This window comes from Variovorax sp. PEI5, assembly GCF_056679935.1.
On record NZ_CM155257.1, the window covers coordinates 3134646 to 3155471 of the forward strand.

Annotated in this window: 19 protein-coding genes and 1 other RNA gene; 11 read left to right on the forward strand and 9 right to left on the reverse strand. The window is 70.3% G+C overall.

Annotated features, from left to right (window positions below; translation table 11 throughout):
* Positions 1-15: 15 nt before the first annotated feature.
* From AC1MLT_RS14385 to cysK, 6 genes are all read right to left on the reverse strand, one after another.
* Positions 16-558, reverse strand: a complete 543-nt coding sequence (locus AC1MLT_RS14385; protein WP_481032877.1) for a hypothetical protein — start codon at positions 556-558, stop codon at positions 16-18.
* Complete coding sequence (locus AC1MLT_RS14390; protein ID WP_481032878.1) at positions 555-998, reverse strand: hypothetical protein; 444 nt, start codon at positions 996-998, stop codon at positions 555-557. Before AC1MLT_RS14390 ends, AC1MLT_RS14385 begins: the two co-directional genes overlap by 4 nt.
* Before the next feature lie 380 nt (positions 999-1378).
* Positions 1379-2731: a ProQ/FINO family protein gene (locus AC1MLT_RS14395; protein ID WP_481032879.1), complete on the reverse strand. Its 1353-nt coding sequence runs from the start codon at positions 2729-2731 to the stop codon at positions 1379-1381.
* A gap of 128 nt (positions 2732-2859) precedes the next feature.
* Positions 2860-3498, reverse strand: coding sequence for a flavin reductase family protein (locus tag AC1MLT_RS14400; RefSeq protein WP_481032880.1), 639 nt, complete (start codon positions 3496-3498; stop codon positions 2860-2862).
* A 34-nt stretch (positions 3499-3532) separates the two neighbouring features.
* Positions 3533-5245, reverse strand: a complete 1713-nt coding sequence (locus AC1MLT_RS14405) for an NAD(P)/FAD-dependent oxidoreductase (protein WP_481032881.1) — start codon at positions 5243-5245, stop codon at positions 3533-3535.
* 77 nt (positions 5246-5322) lie between these two features.
* The gene (cysK, locus tag AC1MLT_RS14410; RefSeq protein ID WP_481032882.1) at positions 5323-6255 is read right to left on the reverse strand and encodes a cysteine synthase A; all 933 of its coding nucleotides are present in this window, start codon (positions 6253-6255) and stop codon (positions 5323-5325) included.
* Positions 6256-6332: 77 nt separating this feature from the next.
* Between cysK and rnpB the strand changes: the two genes are divergently transcribed.
* An RNA gene (rnpB, locus tag AC1MLT_RS14415) (RNase P RNA component class A) lies at positions 6333-6674 on the forward strand.
* 57 nt (positions 6675-6731) lie between these two features.
* Here rnpB and AC1MLT_RS14420 read toward each other — a convergent pair.
* The 3 genes from AC1MLT_RS14420 to AC1MLT_RS14430 form a co-directional block, all read right to left on the reverse strand.
* Entirely contained in the window at positions 6732-6926 is a 195-nt protein-coding gene (locus AC1MLT_RS14420; protein WP_481032883.1) for a YqaE/Pmp3 family membrane protein, read from the reverse strand.
* Positions 6927-7043: 117 nt separating this feature from the next.
* Positions 7044-7835, reverse strand: coding sequence for an RNA pseudouridine synthase (locus AC1MLT_RS14425; protein ID WP_481032884.1), 792 nt, complete (start codon positions 7833-7835; stop codon positions 7044-7046).
* Positions 7836-7904: 69 nt separating this feature from the next.
* A complete protein-coding gene (locus tag AC1MLT_RS14430; RefSeq protein WP_481032885.1) occupies positions 7905-9560 on the reverse strand; it encodes an MBL fold metallo-hydrolase in 1656 nt (551 codons plus the stop codon).
* Positions 9561-9698: 138 nt separating this feature from the next.
* Between AC1MLT_RS14430 and AC1MLT_RS14435 the strand changes: the two genes are divergently transcribed.
* From AC1MLT_RS14435 to hslU, 10 genes are all read left to right on the forward strand, one after another.
* Complete coding sequence (locus AC1MLT_RS14435) at positions 9699-10688, forward strand: magnesium and cobalt transport protein CorA (protein ID WP_481032886.1); 990 nt, start codon at positions 9699-9701, stop codon at positions 10686-10688.
* 46 nt (positions 10689-10734) lie between these two features.
* Positions 10735-11619: a diaminopimelate epimerase gene (dapF, locus tag AC1MLT_RS14440; RefSeq protein ID WP_481032887.1), complete on the forward strand. Its 885-nt coding sequence runs from the start codon at positions 10735-10737 to the stop codon at positions 11617-11619.
* Positions 11616-12311, forward strand: coding sequence for a DUF484 family protein (locus tag AC1MLT_RS14445; protein WP_481032888.1), 696 nt, complete (start codon positions 11616-11618; stop codon positions 12309-12311). Before dapF ends, AC1MLT_RS14445 begins: the two co-directional genes overlap by 4 nt.
* Before the next feature lies 1 nt (position 12312).
* Complete coding sequence (locus tag AC1MLT_RS14450) at positions 12313-13371, forward strand: tyrosine recombinase XerC (protein WP_481032889.1); 1059 nt, start codon at positions 12313-12315, stop codon at positions 13369-13371.
* Between the two features lie 308 nt (positions 13372-13679).
* Positions 13680-14789, forward strand: a complete 1110-nt coding sequence (locus AC1MLT_RS14455) for an acyltransferase family protein (RefSeq protein WP_481032890.1) — start codon at positions 13680-13682, stop codon at positions 14787-14789.
* 174 nt (positions 14790-14963) lie between these two features.
* Complete coding sequence (locus AC1MLT_RS14460) at positions 14964-16031, forward strand: CobW family GTP-binding protein (RefSeq protein WP_481032891.1); 1068 nt, start codon at positions 14964-14966, stop codon at positions 16029-16031.
* Between the two features lie 310 nt (positions 16032-16341).
* Positions 16342-17007 carry an RNA polymerase-binding protein DksA gene (gene dksA, locus AC1MLT_RS14465; RefSeq protein ID WP_481032892.1) on the forward strand — a complete coding sequence of 222 codons (666 nt, stop codon included), beginning with the start codon at positions 16342-16344 and terminating at the stop codon, positions 17005-17007.
* Between the two features lie 46 nt (positions 17008-17053).
* Positions 17054-18724 (forward strand): STAS domain-containing protein, encoded by a 1671-nt coding sequence (locus AC1MLT_RS14470; protein ID WP_481032893.1) that lies wholly within the window; start codon positions 17054-17056, stop codon positions 18722-18724.
* Between the two features lie 94 nt (positions 18725-18818).
* On the forward strand, positions 18819-19364 hold the full coding sequence (hslV, locus tag AC1MLT_RS14475) for an ATP-dependent protease subunit HslV (protein ID WP_481032894.1): 546 nt from the start codon (positions 18819-18821) through the stop codon (positions 19362-19364).
* Between the two features lie 2 nt (positions 19365-19366).
* A complete protein-coding gene (gene hslU, locus AC1MLT_RS14480) occupies positions 19367-20710 on the forward strand; it encodes an ATP-dependent protease ATPase subunit HslU (RefSeq protein ID WP_481032895.1) in 1344 nt (447 codons plus the stop codon).
* The last annotated feature ends 116 nt before the right edge of the window (positions 20711-20826 follow it).

The window sequence follows — 20826 nt, forward strand, 5'->3', positions numbered from 1 at the left end:
TCCGGCGGTGGTCGCTCAGAGGTCGAGCGCCGCGATGGCTTCCAGGCCCTGCCGGATGTTCCGGCGCGCCGCGCCTTCCATCGCGAAGCGCAGGCGCACCGCATCGGACAGCGCGTCATTGGCCGGGATCGTCTGGCTTGACATCACCGAGCGACGCAGCAACTCCGCGCCATCCGATGCGCGGGTGAGCAGCCAGGCCGTCTCCAGATCCACCGTGAACGCATGCTCGAACGAGGGCCGGGTCATCTCGACGATGGTGACGTCGAGTTCGTAGTCGGCCTGGCCGTCCTCGGCGATCCTCCCGAACAGGCCCGTGCGCCTGATGGCGCCTTCGATGGCGACGCGCAGGTCGGCATCGGAGATCCCGGACATCTTGAAGATCCCCCCGCCGGTGCCGCCATGGGACTGCACCGACACCGAATGGGGATGGCGCTTGGTGGAGCCGCTGCTCGCCGCCGACATGGCATAGCGGTTGGGCGGCGTGAGACAACCCGTCAGTGTCGACATCAACAGCAAGGGAAGCCCGACACGGGCCCGACGCATGGAGCGCGAGATCATGGGCGGGCCTGCGTGCCGTCGAAGATGTCGTCGAGGACCGCGTCGACCATCTCCCGGGGCGACGGGCGGGTCTGCGATGCCGGCAGCCAGCGGCCGGTGGCCAGCGCGTAGGTCGAGCGCGGGTCGCGCAGCGTGATCGTGAGCTCGGTCAGGCGCGGGGTCGGGTCCCAGCCCCACGTGTCGACATGGGTCGCCACGGCATCGACCTGGCGGCCGGAGGTGTCGTCCTCGAAGACCTCGTAGCCGCGTCGTCGCAGATGGCTGGCGATCAGGGGGCCGATGGTGGTGTCGCCACCCTCGGACCGCCTGACCTGCATCACGCGCAGCCGTCCGAGATCGGAGGCCGATGTCACCGTCGACGTGGTGTTGGAGAGGGCGCAGCCGCCGATCCCCGTGCCCATGGCGGCCATCAAGAGCAATGGCCCGCTCAAGCTTCTCATTGTTTTTCTCCCTGTCCCGAAATGGGGCCCGGGCAATGTAGCAGGGCGAGAAATCGCGAAATGGCGTCGACGACGACCGGAAAGGTCCCCTCCGCCGGAGGTGGAACAGCACCGGTTATCGGTCTTTTGCAATTGTCCGGAACAGGGCGCCGAATTCCGAGAAGCCCCCGGGTCGAGCAGCCGCGAGCGGGAAAACAAAAGAATTGCGTCTCGAGGAATTCGGACGTGCCTCTAGAAACAATGGCCTAAAGGATCTTTTCAGATCGTTGCTCAATGCCAAGGCCGGTGCCATCGACGGGCGTGGCGGTCCAGCGGCCGTCACGCCGGTCGCCGGTGGTCCGCGTTCCGGCGGTTTCACGCCGTCCGCGAGCCGATTCCGGTCAGATCGGTGCAGCCGGCGTCTTCCCGGTGTTCACGTCCGGCGTGTCCGTCGACGATGACACGTGGCGTGCTTCCTGCACGTCCTTCGCCGCCGATGGATCTTCCATGTCTCCGGCCGTCGGCGCGTCCTGTGCGTCCTGCATGTCGTCCACGCCCCGCGCGTCCTGAACGTCCTGCACGTCCTGCATCTCCTGCTCGCCCGCTTCGGCCGGCGCGCCTTCCGCCTCGGCGGCGGCAGCGGCGGCGGTCGCCCGGGCCGCCGCTTCGGCTTCCAGCACGCGGTCCTTGCGCGCGCGCTGCAGCGTGCGGGTGACCTCGCGCGGTTCCATGCCGTACATGTCGGCGAATTCGGCTTCGGTCCGGCCGCTGGCTTCGAAGGCGCGCAGCAGGGCCTCGCGCTTGGCGCCCCGGCGGCCCAGTTCGGCCAGGGCGTCGTCGAGGGCGGCATTGCCATTGACATCGCGGGCGCGCACGCGCTCGGCATAGGCATCGCGGCCGATGCCGGAGGCTTCGATGGCCGCGATGATGCGGTCGCGCAGCGCGCCGCCGAGGTCTTCCGGCGTGCGCGACTGGCGGCGGCGGAACACCTCGAGGATGGCGTGGTGCACGTGCTCGGGCGCCACCGGCTCGACCGGCTGGGCGTCGAGGTCGTGGCGCGGATGGCCGGCCGCGACGGCATCGAGATAGCGCGTGGAGCGCGCGTGCAGGCCGAGCGCGATCTTCAGGTCCTCGGCCTTGAACTCGTCGCCATGGCGTTCCAGCAGGTCCTGGTAGACGCCCAGCTTGAGCGGCAGGAAACGGGCGCCGAACATCGACGGATAGAGCTCGAACAGGCGCTGGAGCACCGGATGGACCTTGTTGCGCGACGGCTGCTGCTGGGGCTGGCCCTTCGGTTGTGCCTGTGCCTGTGCCTGTGCGGGCCGGCGCGGCGGCCGGGCGGCATCGGGGCGGCGGCGCGAGTTGTCGCCGCGGCGGGAACCGGGCGCCGTGTTGGCGTCGGCGTCGGCGGGAGCGTCCCCCGCGCGATCGCCCTGGTGCCCGGCGATCGGGTCGCCGGCGGCGATCCCTTCTGCGTCGCCCGTGTCGGTGGCATCGTCGGCGGTGCCGGCGGCCTTCGGGCCGGCCTGCCCGGAGCGGCGCCGGCCGCGTCCGCCGCGCGAGCGCCGCGCCCGCGGTGCGCCGGTCGCGGCGCCGGCTTCGGCAGTGCCGCCGTCGCCGTCGTTGCCGCTGGCGCCTGCATTGGCGCCATCGGACCGACCTTCGTGGAGCGACGCGGTCGGGCGCGTCGCGGACTCGGCGGCGGCCGGTGTCTGCGGCGTGGGGAGGGAGGTGGCTTCGGGAACGTCGGTCATCGGAATGCGGTGGTAGGAGAGAGGAGGGCCGCGCGGAGGGCGCGGCGCAGGAGGTCTCGCGGCGTCGGCGCTGGGGGGCGCCGACCGGGAAATCGCGTCGAAAGGACAGGGAAGGAGGGAAGGACCGGTCAGCGTGGCCGGAACATGCGGAAGCGATTGTCGGGCGTGATGGTGAAGTAGTCGGCCGGGCCGCCCGCGCGCAGGATCGGCTCGGCCGCCGCGGTGTCGTAGATGCCATCCTTGAGCAGCGCGTGCGCGATGTGCACGCCCACCACCTCGCCCAGCACCAGCCAGGTCTCCACCGGGGTTCCGCTGACGCCCTGGAGCTGCACGATCTGCGTCAGCCGGCATTCGAAGGACACCGGGCTCTCGGCCACGCGCGGCACGGCGATGGTCCGCGAGGCCACCGGCGTGAGCCCGGCGAGCGCGAACTCGTCGACCTCGGGCGGCACGGCGGCGCAGCTGGCGTTCATGCGTTCGGCGAGCGGCCGCGTCGCCAGGTTCCAGCCGAACTCGCCCGTCTCGCGGATGTTGCGCAGGGTGTCCTTGGCGCCGATGCTGGCGAAGCCGACGATCGGCGGCGTGTAGTTGAAGGCATTGAAGAAGCTGTAGGGCGCCAGGTTCAGGCGGCCCGTGGCGTCGTGCGACGAGATCCAGCCGATGGGGCGCGGGCCGACCATCGCGTTGAACGGGTCGTGCGGCAGGCCGTGGCCCCGGGCGGGCTCGTAGAAATGGAAGTCGGTGGGGTCTTGCGGGGCGTCGGACATGGCGTTCCTGGAGGAGGCGGAAAGGGGGCGGGTGTCAGGCGGCCGTGGCCGTGGCCGGGGTGGCCGCGACGCTCGGTCCGGCCGCGCGTGCGCCGTCCTGCAGGATGGCGCGCGCCACGGCCTCGGCCACGCGGATGCCGTCCACGCCGGCCGACAGGATGCCGCCGGCATAGCTCGCGCCCTCGCCGGCGGGGAACAGGCCGCGCACGTTCGGGCTCTGGCAGTCGTCGTCGCCCCGGGCGATGCGGATCGGCGACGAGGTGCGCGTCTCCACGCCGGTCAGCACCGCGTCGTGCATGTCGAAGCCGCGGATCTTGCGGCCGAAGACCGGGAAGGCCTCGCGCATGGCCTCGATCGCATAGCCGGGCAGGGCGGCGTGCAGGTCGGTCGGCGTCACGCCGGGGGTGTAGGAGGGCACGACCTCGCCCAGCGCGGTCGAAGGCGTGCCGGCGACGAAATCGCCGACCAGCTGCGCCGGTGCCCGGTAGTCGCCGCCGCCCAGCACGAAGGCCTCGGATTCGAGCCGGCGCTGCAGCGCCATGCCGGCCAGCGGCGAGCCGATGACGCCGTTCTCCCAGCCGGGGAAGTCCGTCGGTTCGATGCCCACCACGATGCCGGCATTGGCGTTGCGCTCGTTGCGCGAGTACTGGCTCATGCCGTTGGTGACCACCCGGCCGGGTTCGCTGGTGGCCGCGACCACCGTGCCGCCCGGGCACATGCAGAAGCTGTAGACCGTGCGGCCGTTGGACGCGTGGTGCACCAGCTTGTAGTCGGCCGCGCCCAGCAGCGGATGGCCGGCGTGGCGGCCCCAGCGCGCGCGGTCGATCACGCCCTGCGGATGCTCGACGCGGAAGCCGATCGAGAACGGCTTGGCATGGATCTCCACGCCGCGCGCGTGCAGCATCTCGAAGGTGTCGCGCGAGCTGTGGCCGAGCGCCAGCACGACGTGGTCGCAGCGCAGTTCGCTCGACGCGCCGCTGCGCTGGTCGCGCACCACCAGGCCGCGCAGGTGCCCGTCCTCGATGCGCAGGTCGGTCACGCGCTGCTCGAAGCGGATCTCGCCCCCCAGCGCGATGATCTGCTCGCGCATGTGCTCCACCACCTTCACCAGCTTGAAGGTGCCGATGTGCGGATGCGCGACATAGAGGATCTCCGGCGGCGCGCCGGCCTTGACGAACTCCTCCATCACCTTGCGGCCGAGGAAACGCGGATCGCGGATCTGGCTCCACAGCTTGCCATCGGAGAAGGTGCCGGCGCCGCCCTCGCCGAACTGCACGTTCGACTCGGCATCGAGCACGCCCTTGCGCCACAGGCCCCAGGTGTCGCGGGTGCGCTGGCGCACGGTCTTGCCGCGTTCCAGCACGATCGGGCGGAAGCCCATCTGCGCCAGCAGCAGGGCGCTGAAGATGCCGCACGGGCCGAAGCCCACCACCACCGGGCGCAGCGGCAGATCGGCGGGGGCGTGCGCCGGCGCCACGTAGCGCATGTCGGGCGAGCGCGTCACGCGCGGATTGCCGGCCAGCCGCGCGAGCAGCGTGTCCTCGAGCGCGGCCGCCGCCGCTCCGGCGAGCGTCACGTCGACGATGTGGACCTGCAGCAGGTCGGCCTTGCGGGCATCGAAGCTGCGCTTGTGGACGTGGATGCGTTCGATGGCGGCGGCGTCGATGCCGAGCAGGCCCTGCACGGCGCGATCGAGCGCATCGGCGGGCGGATCGAGCGGGAGCTTGATTTCCGAGAGTCTGAGCATGGCGGGGCTTGTGTCTATCAAGCGGGCGATGGGGAAGGAGGAAGGCCGGCGATTTTCGTCGAAAGCCGCTGGCGTCCTCAGGCGGCCGGCAGGAAGCCCTCGACCGACAGGTAGCGCTCGCCGGTGTCGTAGTTGAAGCCCAGCACGACGGCGTCGGCCGGCAGCTCGGGCAGCTTCTGCGCGATGGCCGCCAGCGTGGCGCCCGAGGAGATGCCCACCAGCATGCCTTCCTCGCGCGCCGAGCGCCGCGCCATCTCGCGCGCGGCCTCGGCCTCGACCTGGATCACGCCATCGAGCAGCGCGACGTCGAGGTTGGCCGGCACGAAGCCCGCGCCGATGCCCTGGATCGGATGCGGCGCCGGACTGCCACCGGAGATCACCGGCGAGGCGGCCGGCTCGACCGCGAACACCCGCAGTCGCGGCCACTTCGCCTTCAGCACCTGGGCCACCCCGGTGATGTGGCCGCCGGTGCCCACGCCGGTGATCAGGGCGTCGAGGCCGTCGGGGAAGTCGGCGGCGATCTCCTCGGCCGTGGTGCGCTCGTGGACCTCGATGTTGGCGGGATTCTCGAACTGCTGCGGCATCCAGGCCCCGGGCGTGGCGGCGACGATCTCCTGCGCCCGCGCGATCGAGCCCTTCATGCCCTTCTCGCGCGGCGTCAGGTCGAAGCTGGCGCCATAGGCCAGCATCAGCCGGCGGCGCTCCACCGACATGCTGTCGGGCATCACCAGCACCAGCCGGTAGCCCTTGACCGCGGCCACCATCGCCAGGCCGATGCCGGTGTTGCCCGAGGTCGGCTCGACGATGGTGCCACCCGGGCGCAGGGCGCCGGAACGCTCGGCGGCCTCGACCATCGCCAGCGCGATGCGGTCCTTGATCGAGCCGCCCGGGTTGGCGCGCTCGGACTTGATCCAGACCTGCTGCGCATCCCGGGCGATGCCGGCGAACAGCCGTCCGATGCGCACGTGCGGCGTGCGGCCGATGGTCTCGAGGATGTTCTGGGCTTTCATGGGACGCATCTCCTTGCAAAGGTTTTTGCCGCCCGGCGGCAGGGGGTCGGACATTGTCGCGACATAATCCGCCCCGTGAAGCGGGCCAGACCGCCGCTGGTGCAAGTCTCGAAAGAGCGCACTGGAGGAACGTCCGGACTGCACAGGACAGCGCAGGAGCTAACGGCTCTCCACCGCGAGGTGAGGATCAGAGCAACAGAGACGAGTCGGCGACGGGGCAACCCCGAGCCGGGTGAAACGGGCAATCTCTGCGCGCAGCAACACCAAGTAGGCCAGTATCGAGGTGGTTCCGCTGAGCTGGCGGGTAGGTGGCATCGAGCCGTCCGGGTGACCGGCGGCCCAGAGTAATGGCGGTCACGCCGATGACGTCGCGAGACGTCGTCGGTGCACAGAATCCGGCTTATCGGCTCGCTTCACACTTTTCTTTCCTTCCCCCGCATCCGGCGCCTCGCGACCGGCCCGCGGGGCTGCGCGCCTCAACGCGGCCGGCCGAAGGCCTTCTCGATCTTCTTGTCCGTGCGGTACTGGCTCAGGGCATAGACCGCCCAGATCGCGGCGGGCAGCCAGCCGATCAGCGTGATCTGCAGGATCAGGCAGATGATGCCGGCGATCGGGCGCCCGATGGTGAAGAAGGCCACGAAGGGCAGGAAGATGGCGAGCAGCAGGCGCATGGTTCGAAGGGTGTATGAGGTCTGGAGGCAGAGGCGATGGGACGCCGGCGATGACCACCATCCTGGGCGCTGATGGCGCCGGCGCCTGCCAGCCGAAATCCCGTTCTCGCGCCCCGCTCAGAACCGTTCGTGGGGCAGGAGATAGCGCCACTCGCCCGGCGCCAGTCCGGCCAGCGGCACGCGTCCGACGCGGATGCGCTTCATCCCCAGGATGCGCAGCCCGACGTCATCGCACATCTGCGCGATCTGCCCCGGCCAGCTGCCCTTGATGGCGAAGCGCAGGCCGGTGCGCGCGCCGTCCTCGCTCTGGCGGCCGATGCTCACCCGCGCCGGCAGCATGGCGCGCCCGTCCACCACCGGCGACTGGTTGAGCCGGTGCAATGCCCGCGGCTCGACCGTGCCGGCCACGTCCACCATCACCTCGTTCTCGATCAGGCCGCCGTCCTCGATCAGCTTGCGCTCGATGCGCGGATCCTGCGTGAAGGCGATCAGGCCGCTGGCGCCGGTCTCCAGCGGCGTCAGGCAGCGCTGGCCGATGAAATGGCGCTGCAGCGTCGGGCGGCGCGAGCCATCGTCGGCCTGGCGCCGCGCCGCCACCACCAGCCGCGCGATCGGCGCGTCGAAGGCGATGCCCGGCGGCTTGTGCAGCAGCAGCGTGACGGCCTGCACCGGCTCCGGCCGCGCGGCGGCATCGATCTCGACGCGCTGGCCGTCGCGCACGCGCGCGCCCGGCACCTCGACGACCCGGCCGTCCACGCGCACGGCGCCGTTCTCGATCAGCAGTTCGGCCTCGCGGCGCGAGCAGCCGCGTTCGGCGGCCACCTGCTTGGCCAGGCGGATGCCCTCGTCGTCGGGCTCGGCGGCGCGCGGACCGGGGCCGCGCGGGCGACGGGGAAGGGATTCGTTCATGACGGGGAAGTCTCGGGCAAGCGTGATCGGGTGGGGTGGGGGGGTGGGGTGGGCGTGGCGTGATGTCGATCAGGCGAGGGCCAGCCGGTGGATGCGCGCGACGTGCGCGGCCAGCGAGCGCGCGGCGACCGGCCACAGCCGCTCCGGCACGTCGGCATAGGCCATCGGCAGCCAGTCCTCGGGCGTGCCGTCCGGCCGCGCCCGCATGGCGGCGAGCACGCGCGCCTCGCGCCGCAGGCGGTGCATCCTGAGGCCGGCGATGGCGTCGCGCGCGGCGCCCAGCACGTGGCCGTGCGCCGGCAGGATGAACTCGACGCCATCGGCGGCGCAGGCGGCGTCGAGGGTGTCGAGCGAGTCGAGGTAGGCCGTCATGTCGCCATCGGGCGGATCGACGACCGTGGTGCTGCCGTTGAGGACGTGGTCGCCGGAGAACAGCAGGCCGTCCTCCTGCTGCACCAGGCACAGGTGGTTGGCGGCATGGCCGGGCGTGAAGACGACCCGCAGCGTGAAGCGCGCCTCGCCCCCGGCGTCGCGCAGCGTCAGCCGCTCGCCGTCGGCCAGGGCGCGGTCGGGCGCGAAGCGCGACGTCGGCCGCGCGGTCGGGGCCGAGGGCAGTCCCAGGATCGGCGGCCGGCCCGCGCACAGGGCCTGCAGCAGCGGCGCGCCGGGCGAGTGGTCGGGATGCGAATGGGTGCAGACGATGGCGCGCACGTCGCCACCGGCGGCGCGGTGCAGCCGCTCGACATGCGCCGCGTCGGCCGGGCCGGGGTCGATGGCGATGAAGCCGGTGGTGGCGTCGCCGACCAGGTAGCTGTTGGTGCCGGGGCCGGTCATGGCGCCCGGGTTGGACGCGGTCAGGCGCCACAGGCCCTGCAGCAGCCGGACCGGGGTCTCGTGCTGCCAGTCGAGCGCATGCACGATCTGGCCGTCGGGGCAGACCAGCGCCAGTTCGCCATAGGGCGGCTCGTGCTCCATGTAGCGCGCCTCGCGCCCGCCGAGCAGGCCGGCGCGCGGGCAGCTGGTGAACAGCGGCTGCTCCGTGCCGCAGTCGGCCAGCACGGCGTCGACCGTGGGATAGGCGGCCAGGCGCTCCAAGGTGCGCAGGGTCGGGAAGATCATGAAGAAGCCGCCGGCGCGATGGCGCTCGAGCGCTTCGTCCGGCCGCACCCAGACCGGTTCGAACTGCTCGGTCTCGTCGGCCGCCGGCTCCTGGCCCTCGGGCATGCGCGCGACCAGGAAGGGCACGTCGAAGCGCTTGGGCAGGTCGCGGTCGGTGATCCAGTGGGCCAGGACGAAGACGGCGTCGACCGCCAGCCGCAGCCCGTGGGCGGCGCACTGGGCCGCGAAGGGCGTGGTGCCGGCCGCCGTGGACCGGTCCATGGCGGCGAGCGTGGCCGGCGCCACCGGGGCGCCATCGTCGACCCGGCGCGCGAGCAGCACGCCCAGTTCCTCGAAGCTCTCGCGCAGCGCGGCGATGGCCTGCGTGACCTGCACGGCGCCCTGCGTCGGCCGGTGGTCGGCGATGGGGTGCGCCGCGGCGTCGCCCGCGTCGATGCGCCCGCCCGGGAAGACATAGGCGCCGGGCGCGAAGCTGGCGCGGTCGGAGCGACGCGTCATGAGCACCTCGACGCCCGCGGGCGCATCGCGCAGCAGCAGGAGCGTGGCGGCCGGACGCACGGGCACCGGCTCGCGGTGCGGATGGAGGTGTTGGGCGGGACGGACCATCGAGGGATTATCGGCATGGCAATATCCGCGCCTGCGCCGGGCGCATCCCGCGGTCCGGCGCCATCGCGTCCCATCCGCCTCGAGACAGGCCCCGTCCATGCCGCCGCCGTCCCCGCCATCCCCGTTGCCGTCCCCGTCATGCTGATCAACTGCGTCGTCTACGAGAACGGTGCCCGGCGCGCCGACATCCCGGTCGAGCGCATCGGCGACCACCTGGGCCAGCCCGGCTGCTTCGTCTGGGTCGCCCTGGCCGATGCCGCGCCCGAGGAACTGGCCGCGCTGCAGCGCGCCTTCGACCTGCACCCGCTGGCGGTGGAGGATGCGCAGAACGGCCACCAGCGGCCCAAGATCGAGGAGTACGGCGACTCGCTGTTCGTCGTGCTGCACCTGCTGGAGGCCGACACCGGCGGCGCCCAGACCACGGTGCAGGTCGGCGAGCTCGATGTCTTCGTCGGCCACGACTACCTGGTGTCGGTGCGCACCCGCAGCACCCACGGCTTCGTCGAGGTGCGGGAGCGCTGCGAGCGCGAGCCCGCGTTGCTGCAGAACGGTCCGGGCTTCGTCCTCTACGCGCTGATGGACGCGGTGGTCGACCGCTACTTCCCCGTCATCGACGCCTTCGAGGCCGAGCTCGACGAGATCGAGGAACGCATCTTCACCACCGGCCAGGGCCAGAGCCGGGCGCGCGACAGCATCCGCCAGCTCTACGACCTCAAGCAGCGCGTGACGGTGCTCAAGCACGCGGTGGCGCCGCTGCTCGAGGCCGCCAACAAGCTGCTGGGCGCGCGCGTGCCGGCGGTGTGCACGGGCTCGCAGGAGTACTTCCGCGACGTCGTCGACCACCTCACGCGCATCAACGGCTCGGTCGAGGCCATCCGCGACACCATCGGCACCGCCATCCACGTCAACCTGTCGATGGTGACCATCGAGGATGGCGAGGTGACCAAGCGCCTGGCCGCCTGGGCGGCGATCTTCGCCGTCTGCACCGCGCTCGCGGGCATCTGGGGCATGAACTTCGAGGTCATGCCGGAGCTGAAGTGGCGCTATGGCTATGTCGCCGCGCTGGCGCTCATCGCCGGGCTGTCGGGATTGCTGTACTGGCGTTTCCGCAAGGCGGGCTGGGTCTGAGCGGAGCGCCCCGGTCCTCAGCCGGCGCGCGGCCGATAATCCCGCGATGCGAATCCGTTTCACGAAGATGCAGGGCGCGGGCAACGACTTCGTCGTGCTCGACGAGACCCGCGCGCCGCTCGGTCTCACGGCCTTCCACTACCGGTTCCTGGCCGACCGCCACTTCGGCGTCGGCGCCGACCAGATCCTGACCGTGCGGCCGCCGCCGGCCGGGGCCGCGCCGGACATCGACTTCCGCTACGTGATCCACAACGCCGATGGCGGCGAGGTCGAGCAGTGCGGCAACGGCGCGCGCTGCTTCCTGCGCTTCGTGCGCGAGCGCGGCCTGACCGACAAGGACGTGGTGCGCGTGCAGACGCTCGGCGGCGTGATCGAGCCGCGCCTGAGCGACGACGGCCGCGTCACGGTCGACATGGGCGCGCCGGTCTTCGAACCCGCGCGCGTGCCGTTCGACGATGCCGGGCTGGCCCCGCAGGCCGATGGCGACTGGCAGACCTGGCACCTGGCGCTGTCGACCCGTCCCGAGGACGCCACCGTGCCGCTGGCGATCGTCTCGATGGGCAACCCGCACGCGGTGCAGATCGTCGACGACGTCGAGACCGCGCCCGTGGCGCGGCAGGGGCCGCTGATCGAGCATCACCCGCGCTTTCCGCAGCGCGTGAACGCCGGCTTCCTGCAGATCGTCGATCGCGCGCACGTGCGGCTGCGCGTCTTCGAGCGCGGGGCCGGCGAGACCCTGGCCTGCGGCACCGGCGCCTGTGCCGCGGTGGTCGCGGGCATCCGGCTCGGACGCCTCGATGCGCGGGTCGACGTCGAGACGCGCGGCGGCGTGCTGACCATCGAATGGGCCGGCATCGGCCAGCCGGTGCGCTTGACCGGCCCCGCCGTCACCGTGTTCGAGGGCGAGATCGAGGTGCCCGAGCTGTCATGACCACCGCGCGCCGCCCGCCCAACGCCCTGAATCCGATCACCGAAGACGACATCGTCGCCTACCTCGCCAACACGCCGGACTTCTTCGAGCGCCACGCCGAGCTGCTGGCCCAGGTCCAGCTCACCAGCCCGCACGGCGCCCGCGCGGTCAGCCTGCAGGAGCGCCAGGCGCAGATGCTGCGCGAGAAGATCAAGGCGCTGGAGACCCGCTTGATGGAGATGGTGCGCCACGGCGCCGACAACACCGCGACGGCCGACCGGCTGCATGCCTGGACGCGCGGGCTGCTGGCCCTGCGCGAGCCGCGCGAACTGCCCGAGTGCATCGCCGCCGACGTGCGCTCGATCTTCCAGGTCGCGCAGGTGGCCCTCAAGGTCTGGGACTGCCATGGCGTCCATGCGCGGGAGCCGTTCGCGCTGGGCGCGAGCAGCGCGGCGCGGGCCTTCGCCGGCTCGCTGGTGCAGCCGTACTGCGGCGTCAACGCGGGCTTCGAGGTGGTCGGCTGGCTGGCCGAGCCGCAGGCCGCGCAGTCGATCGCCCTGCTGCCGCTGCGCGCCGGGGCCGGCGAGCCGGCCTTCGGGCTGCTGGTGCTGGGCTCGCACGACGCGCAGCGCTTCCAGGCCGAGATGGGCCTGCACTTCCTGACGCGCATCGCCGAGCTGGCCTCCGCGGCGCTGTCCCGCCTGCGGCACTGACATGACCCGCCCGACGGCCACCGCCGAAGCCGCCGATCCCGTGGCGCGCCCACCGCTGATCGAGCGCTACCTGACGCACGTGCGCGTCGAGCGGCGCCTGGCGGCGCGCACGGTCGACATCTATGCCGAGCACCTGGACGCGCTGGCCGCGCGCGCCGCCGAGACCGGGGTCGCGCTGGAACGGGTCCAGACCGCCCACGTGCGGCGCTGGATGGCGCAGCTCCACGGTGCCGGACGCGAGCCGCGCGGCATCGCGCTGGTGCTGTCGTGCTGGCGCAGCTTCTACCGCTGGCTGGGCCACGAGCGGCTCATCGAGGTCAATCCGGTGCAGGACGTGCGCGCGCCCAAGGCCGGACGGCCGTTGCCCAAGGCGCTGTCGGTCGACGATGCCGTGCGGCTGGCCGAACTGCGCGACGCCGATGCCGATCCGTGGACCGAGACGCGCGACCGCGCCATCGTCGAGCTGCTCTATGGCTGCGGCCTGCGCGTGGCCGAGCTGGTCGACCTCGACGTGCGCGCGAGCCGCGAGGCGCGTGGCTGGATCGACGCCGATGCCCGCGACGCCCACGTCATCGGGAAGGGCAGCAAGCCGCGCGTGGTGCCGGTGGGCGGCAAGGCGATCGAGGCATTGGCGGCCTGGCTCGTGGTGCGCGAGGACGGCCTGGCGACGGCGGCGGCGCAGGCGCGCGACCCGGCCGATGCGCGGGCGCTGTTCATCGGGCGCCATGGCGCGCGCTTCTCGGCGCACGCGGTCTGGAAGATGCTCAAGGCCCGCAGCGTCAGGGCCGGCCTGGCCGCCACCGTCCATCCGCACATGCTGCGGCATTCGTTCGCGAGCCACGTCCTGCAGTCGAGCAGCGACCTGCGCGCCGTTCAGGAACTGCTCGGCCACGCCAACATCACCACCACGCAGGTCTACACGCGGCTGGATTTCCAGCATCTGGCCAAGGCCTACGACGCGGCGCATCCGCGCGCCCGGGCGATGCCCGAGCGGGGCGCGGCGTCGCGCTCGGCCACCTCGGCGCCGCCGGCTGTCGAGGACGACGAGGACCCGCGCTGAGCCTCGGTCGTCCCGGCCCATCGCTCGCGCTTCCTGGCACCGCACGCCGCCGCCGCGACAGGCGGTCGGATTCGATCAGCCGGCACGGGCGGGAGAAAGGCGGCGTCTCTCGTTCTCGCCGAGACGACCCGCCCGCAAAAGCGGACATGAATTCACATAGCCGCAAATATGGGAATTGCATTTAAGAAAAATATGATTTCTTGAGGCGATGCCAGCCTTTGAATCATTTGCGAAAAGTCGCATTAAATTAATCAAACATTAGTTCTAATCACAGATAGAGTTCGATTTCGCACGCAAAGTGATGCCCGGTGAATGTCGATGACTGGCATCGCGATCCGTCAACATCGAGCACCGTCGTGAATACATCGTCCCCCACGATTCGATCCATCCAATACGTTCGCGGCATCGCCGCATTGATGGTCGTCTGGCATCACGCCCGGCATCAGGTGCCCGGACTCGACGAGTGGTTTCCGACCTTCTTCAGCGCATTCGGCGCGACGGGGGTCGACCTCTTCTTCGTCGTGAGCGGCTTCATCATGGCCATCACCACACGCCAGAGCGAAGGCGGCCCGATCGATTTCATGATCCGGCGCCTGGTCCGCGTGGTGCCGCTCTACTGGTTCCTGACCCTGCTGATGGTTGCGTTCGCCCTGGCGCAACCTGCGCTGTTCAAGACCGTGGTCATCGGTCCCGATGCGCTGATCAAGAGCCTGTTCTTCATCCCGCATTATTCGACCGGCATTCCGGATTCGATCCGGCCGCTCCTGGTTCCTGGCTGGACACTGAATTACGAGATGTTCTTCTACCTCGTGCTCGCGCTGTGTCTTTTCCTGCCCAGGGTCCACAGGCCCGTGGCGGTGCCGGCCGTCATGGCGCTCCTGGTCGGAACGAATATCGCCTTCGGTCCATTCACGGATGCCATTGCCATCTCCTGTACGAACCCCCTGCTGCTGGAATTCGCATTGGGATTCGTGATCGGCGAGCTGCATGCGACGAAGCGAATCGATATCCCCGCCCACCTTGCCCTCTTTTTCGTTCTGGCGGGATTGGTCATTCTTCAGACGTGCAGGGAATTGCCGGGCGCGCCGTATCTGCCGTTCGCGGGTGCCGGTCTGGTCATCGTCGGGGTGCTGAGAGTGCCATTCGGCAATCTGCCCAACCGCGGGTTGAAATTGCTCGGCGATGCCTCCTACTCCATCTATCTGACCCATATCTTCACGCTCGGCATCCTGCGTGTCGTGTGGGTCAGGCTCGATGTGCTGCAGCCTTCGTTCGAGGCCGCCGGCCTGTGGATGAGCCTGTCGCTGGCATGCTGCTCGGCCGCTGGCATCCTGTGCTACTGGTGGATCGAGAAGCCGTTGGGCGTCGCTGCCTCGAGGTGGATGCGGAGCCACCGGATCGTCGCATCGCCCGGCTGATCGGACTCCCTTCCCGTGGGGCGGTCGCGAGGTTCCGCATCGGCGGCCGGGCATGGCGACGCGACGGCCGGTTCGATGGCGCTACCTCGTGGGGAGGCGCAATCCCGGGGAGCAGCAACTTCGGGCGCCAGTCGATAAACTGCCGGATTCCCCAGTTTTCGACCAAGGCATCGCATGGCACTCATTCCCGCCACCATCCTCACCGGCTTCCTCGGCTCCGGGAAGACCACCTTGCTCAAACGCATCCTCACCGAGGCGCACGGCCAGAAGATCGCCGTCATCGAGAACGAGTTCGGGGAGGAGAACATCGACAGCGACATCCTCGTGACCGAGTCGAAGGAGCAGATCGTGCAGATGAGCAACGGCTGCGTCTGCTGCACCATCCGCGAGGACCTGCGCGAGGCGCTGCAGCTGCTGGCGGCCAAGAAGCGCAAGGGCCTGCTCGACTTCGACCGCGTCGTGATCGAGACCACCGGCCTGGCCGACCCCGGCCCCGTGGCGCAGACCTTCTTCATGGACGACGAGATCGCCGAGAGCTACCTGCTCGACTCCATCCTGACGCTGGTCGACGCCAAGCACGCACCGCAGCAACTGGACGACCGCCAGGAGGCGCGCCGCCAGGTCGGCTTCGCCGACCAGATCTTCATCAGCAAGAGCGAGCTGGTCTCGGCCGACGAGACCGAGGCGCTGATCCATCGCCTCAAGCACATGAATCCGCGCGCGCCGCAGCAGAAGGTGCATTTCGGCGAGGTGCCGCTCGCCAGCGTGTTCGACCTGCGCGGCTTCAACCTGAACGCCAAGCTCGACATCGATCCGGACTTCCTGAAGGACGAGACGCACGCCCACGACGATCACGCGGGCCACGACCACGCGCCGGGCGAGCCCTGCGACCATCCCTCGCACGCGCACGACCACGGTCACGCCGGCCACCACCATCACCACGACGACGACGTCAAGAGCTTCGTCTACAAGGCCGACCGCGCCTTCGATCCGGCCAAGCTGGAGGATTTCCTCGGCGCCGTGGTCAACATCTACGGGCCGCGCATGCTGCGCTACAAGGGTGTGCTGCACATGCAGGGCACCGACCGCAAGGTGATCTTCCAGGGCGTGCACCAGCTCATGGGCAGCGACCTGGGGCCGCAGTGGGGTCCGGACGAGGCGCGCCAGAGCCGGATGGTGTTCATCGGCATCGATCTGCCACGGGAAATCCTGGAGCAGGGACTGGACCAAAGCCTGGTCTGATTCCGAAAACGAAAGCACTGTCTAGAAAACCACTTCTATATACAATCTCGCGCCTGTCGCGCAGCCGGCGCATCGCCTGCCCGCAAGGGCGCGCCAGACGGATGACACGGTTTTCCGGCCTGCGAATCCCGTGTTCCAGCCGCCTTCCGAAGGAGCCAGCCACCATGAGCCACCTTGCCGCGAACGTCTCGACGGCCGTCCGCGCACCGACGGCGGCGCAGGCCCCGGATCCATCGAAGGCAGCCCGCGCGGCTGCCTCGTCCCATCAACCCGCCGGCGCTCGCGCCGTCCCATCCGCATCACCGCTCCCATGAAAAAAACGGCTGCCGCCACCCCGACGCCCCCGGCGACACCTCCCGCCGCCGCTCCCGCTGCGCCCGCTGCCCGTGGCGGACGCGTCTCGCGCCTGTCGCAGCTGACCGTGCCCTCGATGGCGCAGTCGGTCGCCTCGACGGCCGCCAAGTCGAGCTTCACGCAGACCGCTTCGACGGCGCTGGTGCCGCCGCCGCCCATGGCGGTCAAGAAGGACCCCAAGCTCGCCAACAACTGGAAGACCAAGTCGCCCGAGGAGCTGGAGGACGCCGAAGTCATCGCCATGCCCGACACGGAGTACATGAACGAGAAGCAGATGGCGTTCTTCCGCCTCAAGCTGATCGAACTCAAGCGCGGCATCCTCGAGAACGCCGGCGAGACCACCGAGCACCTGCGCGAGGACACCGTGGTCGTGCCCGATCCGGCCGACCGCGCGACCATCGAGGAGGAGCACGCCCTCGAACTGCGCACCCGTGACCGCGAGCGCAAGCTGCTCAAGAAGATCGAGCAGTCGATCCAGCGCATCGACGCCGGCGACTATGGCTACTGCGACGAGACGGGCGAGCCCATCGGCGTCGGCCGCCTGCTGGCCCGCCCGACGGCCACGCTGTCGCTCGAGGCCCAGCAGCGGCGCGAGCTCAAGCAGAAGATGTTCGGCGACTGAAGCCGCGCCGTCGCCGACGCCCGCCCGCGCCCCTCCCACCCGCCGCATGCCCAAGGACGAACCCAGCCGCCTGCTGTCCAAGATGGCGAAATTCGTGCGCAATCCGCTCAAGGATTGGGCCGATCTCGACGTGCGTGAGCCCGCGGCCGGGGAGCCCAACTACAGCCGCGAGATGGTGCGCGAGATGATCGAGCGGCGCCAGCGCAACGATGCGGTGCGGCGGCGCGAGTTCGATGCCCTGCGGCGCCTGCGCCAGCGCGGCGGCGGCACCGTCACCGACCTCGATCCGCTGTCCTCCCTGTCCGCCGGCACCGCGCCGGGCCGCAACGAGGAGCGGGCGCAGACCCTGCGCAAGATCGACGAGATCGAGGCGCAGATGTCCAGGCACTGGTGGAAGAGCGATCCGAAGGCCGGCGACGGCGCCGATTCGGTGGTCCATCCTGAGGTCCTGGCGGCCCAGCGCGCGCGCGCCTATGCCGACACCACGCCCGGCATCCAGCCCGATCACCAGCCTCCGGCCCAGCCGCCATCCATGTCGCCCCCGGCCCGCGGCGCCGAACCATCCCCGCCGGCCGAGGCCGTCGCGGTCGCGGCGGACGCCGACGACGCGCTGGTCGTCTCGGCGATCTACGACAGCGCGCTCGACGAGGCCGCGCTGCGTTTCTCGAACCGGGACGACGCCGGCGCCGAGGCGGTGCTGCTGCAGATGCTGGGCGACGACGGCGCGCTGGCGCACCACGGCGACACCTGGCTCGCCCTGCTGGACCTGTATTGCGCCACCGGCGAGGCGGCCAGGTTCGAAGCCGCGGCCGAACGCTACGCGCAGCGCCTGCGCCACCGGCCACCGGCCTGGACCTCGCTGCCGGTGCGCGCGGCCGATCTCGCCATCACGCAGGCCCTGTTCGACACGGTCGAGCAGCGGGAGGAGCCCGAGGAAGTGCCGGCCGCCGACTGGCACAGTCCCTCGCGGCTGACCCGCTCCGACCTGTCTCAGCTGACGCGCGCCCTGTCGGCCGCCGGACCGTCCTGGACGCTCGACTGGCGCGCCCTGACGGCGATCGATGCCGATGCGACGGGTCCGCTGCGGGTGCTGTTCGCCCACTGGGCCGATTCGCCGGTCGACCTGCGCTTCCATGGCGCCGACCGGCTCGACACCGTGCTCGAACGCGCCACGCCGCTGGGCGATCGCGAGGTCTCCCAGGCCTGGTGGCAGCTGCGGTTGGCCGCCCTGCGCGTGACGCATGCCGTCGACCGTTTCGAGCTCGCCGCGCTGCACTACTGCATCACCTACGAGGCCGCGCCGCCCGCCTGGGAGGAACCGGTCGGGCGCTATGCGATGCTGGAGATGGCGCTCGACCTCGACCTCGATGTCGGAGCGCCGGCCGATGCCGGCGCGGCGGGATCGACGCCGCTCGATGCCGAGGCCGCGCGTGCGATGCTCTCGGGCGAACTCGCCGGCGAGTCGCCGGCGGTCTGGACGCGGCTCGATGCGGCATTGGCGCGCCAGGGCGCGGCCACCGCCCACGGACCGGCCATCGTCGCCTGCGACGCCCTGGTCCGGCTGGACTTCGCGGCCGCCGGCGCGCTGCTCAATTGGGTCGTGGCGCGCGAGGCCCAGGGCCAGCGCGTGCGCCTGGCCGGCGCGCACCGGCTGGTGGCGGCGTTCCTGCGCGTGGTCGGCGTCACCGAGCACGCCGACGTCACCCTGCGTTCGTGACCCGGCGCCGCGATCGCGGCGCCTCGGCGGGCGGGGACGTCAATGCCCGGTGGCGCGGTCTTGCATTGCGCGGCCCCATCCCAAAGTGCCTGCGATGGAACAATTTCATGGAACCACCATCGTCAGCGTGCGCCGCAAGACCCCCGACGGCGACCAGGTCGCCATCGGCGGCGACGGCCAGGTCACGCTCGGCAACATCGTCATCAAGGGCACGGCGCGCAAGGTGCGCCGGCTGCATCACGGCAAGGTGCTGGCCGGCTTCGCCGGCGCGACCGCCGATGCCTTCACGCTGTTCGAGCGCTTCGAGGCCAAGCTCGAGAAGCACCAGGGCCAGCTCGCGCGTGCCGCCGTCGAACTGACCAAGGACTGGCGCACCGACCGCGTGCTGCGCCGCCTGGAGGCGATGCTGGCCGTGGCCGACGCCACCACCTCGCTGATCATCACCGGCAACGGCGACGTGCTCGAACCCGAGGACGGCATCGTCGCCATCGGCTCGGGTGGCGCCTATGCCCAGGCGGCGGCCAAGGCCCTGCTGCAGCACAGCGACCTCACGGCGCAGCAGATCGTCAAGAAGTCGCTGGAGATCGCCGGCGACCTGTGCATCTACACCAACATGAACCACACCGTGGAGACGCTCTGACCATGTCGATGACGCCCCAGGAGATCGTCTCCGAACTCGACCACCACATCGTCGGCCAGCCCCAGGCCAAGCGCGCCGTGGCCATCGCCCTGCGCAACCGCTGGCGCCGCCAGCAGGTGGAGGAGAAGCTGCGCGTGGAGATCACGCCCAAGAACATCCTCATGATCGGCCCCACCGGCGTCGGCAAGACCGAGATCGCGCGCCGCCTGGCCCGGCTGGCCGATGCGCCCTTCATCAAGGTCGAGGCGACCAAGTTCACCGAGGTCGGCTATGTCGGCAAGGATGTCGACTCCATCATCCGCGACCTGGCCGAGATCGCCGTCAAGCAGACGCGCGAGAAGGAGAGCGTCAAGGTGCGCGCCCGCGCCGAGGACGCCGCCGAGGACCGCATCCTCGACGTCCTGCTGCCGCCGGCCCGCCTGGGCGACGGCAGCGGCGCCTCGGCCGGCGGCACGGCGGGCGATGCCGGCAATCCGACGCGCCAGGCCTTCCGCAAGAAGCTGCGCGAGCATCAGCTCGACGACAAGGAGATCGAGCTCGACCTGGCCGAGAACCGCATGCCGCTGGAGATCATGGGGCCGGCCGGCATGGAGGAGATGACCGAGCAATTGCGCGGCATGTTCGGCCAGATGGGCCAGACCAAGCGCAAGACGCGCAAGCTCAAGATCGCCGAGGCGATGCGCCTGCTGATCGACGAGGAGGCCGCCAAGCTGGTCAATGAGGAGGAGATCCGCACCCAGGCCATCCACAACGCCGAGCAGAACGGCATCGTCTTCATCGACGAGATCGACAAGGTGGCCACGCGCGCCGAGGCGCAGGGCTCGGACGTCTCGCGCCAGGGCGTGCAGCGCGACCTGCTGCCCTTGGTCGAGGGCACCACCGTCAGCACCAAATACGGCGTCGTGCGCACCGACCACATCCTGTTCATCGCCAGCGGCGCCTTCCACCTGAGCAAGCCGAGCGACCTGATCCCGGAGCTGCAGGGTCGTTTCCCGATCCGTGTCGAACTTCAGTCATTGTCCGTGTCCGATTTCGAGGCCATCCTGATGCAGACCCAGGCGTCGCTGGTCAAGCAGTACCAGGCCCTGTTGGCCACCGAGGGCGTGACGCTCGATTTCAGACCCGATGGCATCACGCGGCTGGCGGGCATCGCGTTCGAAGTCAACGAGCGGACCGAGAACATCGGCGCGCGCCGGCTGTCGACTGTGATGGAACGGCTGCTCGACGAAGTCAGTTTCGACGCCGCTCATCTCGAAGGTCGGACGATCACGATCGACGCCGGCTATGTCGAGCAGCGACTTGAGGCCTTAAGTAATAACGAAGACTTGTCGCGTTTTATCCTCTGAATCCCCCCTGAGAGGGGGCCGGTTCACGCATCACTTTCAGTGCAAGAGCTAAGTGCTTCCCCGGCAACGGAATTCGCTTTGGGTTCAGGTTTAGAAACTCTCCTAAGTCCTTGATT

Excerpts from the sequence above, each read along its gene's own strand:
- AC1MLT_RS14385 (WP_481032877.1), bottom strand. The coding sequence starts at position 558 with ATGATCTCGCGCTCCATGCGTCGGGCCCGTGTCGGGCTTCCCTTGCTG.
- AC1MLT_RS14390 (WP_481032878.1), bottom strand. The coding sequence starts at position 998 with ATGAGAAGCTTGAGCGGGCCATTGCTCTTGATGGCCGCCATGGGCACG.
- AC1MLT_RS14395 (WP_481032879.1), bottom strand. The coding sequence starts at position 2,731 with ATGACCGACGTTCCCGAAGCCACCTCCCTCCCCACGCCGCAGACACCG.
- AC1MLT_RS14400 (WP_481032880.1), bottom strand. The coding sequence starts at position 3,498 with ATGTCCGACGCCCCGCAAGACCCCACCGACTTCCATTTCTACGAGCCC.
- AC1MLT_RS14405 (WP_481032881.1), bottom strand. The coding sequence starts at position 5,245 with ATGCTCAGACTCTCGGAAATCAAGCTCCCGCTCGATCCGCCCGCCGAT.
- cysK (WP_481032882.1), bottom strand. The coding sequence starts at position 6,255 with ATGAAAGCCCAGAACATCCTCGAGACCATCGGCCGCACGCCGCACGTG.
- AC1MLT_RS14420 (WP_481032883.1), bottom strand. The coding sequence starts at position 6,926 with ATGCGCCTGCTGCTCGCCATCTTCCTGCCCTTCGTGGCCTTCTTCACC.
- AC1MLT_RS14425 (WP_481032884.1), bottom strand. The coding sequence starts at position 7,835 with ATGAACGAATCCCTTCCCCGTCGCCCGCGCGGCCCCGGTCCGCGCGCC.
- AC1MLT_RS14430 (WP_481032885.1), bottom strand. The coding sequence starts at position 9,560 with ATGGTCCGTCCCGCCCAACACCTCCATCCGCACCGCGAGCCGGTGCCC.
- AC1MLT_RS14435 (WP_481032886.1), top strand. The coding sequence starts at position 9,699 with ATGCTGATCAACTGCGTCGTCTACGAGAACGGTGCCCGGCGCGCCGAC.
- dapF (WP_481032887.1), top strand. The coding sequence starts at position 10,735 with ATGCGAATCCGTTTCACGAAGATGCAGGGCGCGGGCAACGACTTCGTC.
- AC1MLT_RS14445 (WP_481032888.1), top strand. The coding sequence starts at position 11,616 with ATGACCACCGCGCGCCGCCCGCCCAACGCCCTGAATCCGATCACCGAA.
- AC1MLT_RS14450 (WP_481032889.1), top strand. The coding sequence starts at position 12,313 with ATGACCCGCCCGACGGCCACCGCCGAAGCCGCCGATCCCGTGGCGCGC.
- AC1MLT_RS14460 (WP_481032891.1), top strand. The coding sequence starts at position 14,964 with ATGGCACTCATTCCCGCCACCATCCTCACCGGCTTCCTCGGCTCCGGG.
- dksA (WP_481032892.1), top strand. The coding sequence starts at position 16,342 with ATGAAAAAAACGGCTGCCGCCACCCCGACGCCCCCGGCGACACCTCCC.
- AC1MLT_RS14470 (WP_481032893.1), top strand. The coding sequence starts at position 17,054 with ATGCCCAAGGACGAACCCAGCCGCCTGCTGTCCAAGATGGCGAAATTC.
- hslV (WP_481032894.1), top strand. The coding sequence starts at position 18,819 with ATGGAACAATTTCATGGAACCACCATCGTCAGCGTGCGCCGCAAGACC.
- hslU (WP_481032895.1), top strand. The coding sequence starts at position 19,367 with ATGTCGATGACGCCCCAGGAGATCGTCTCCGAACTCGACCACCACATC.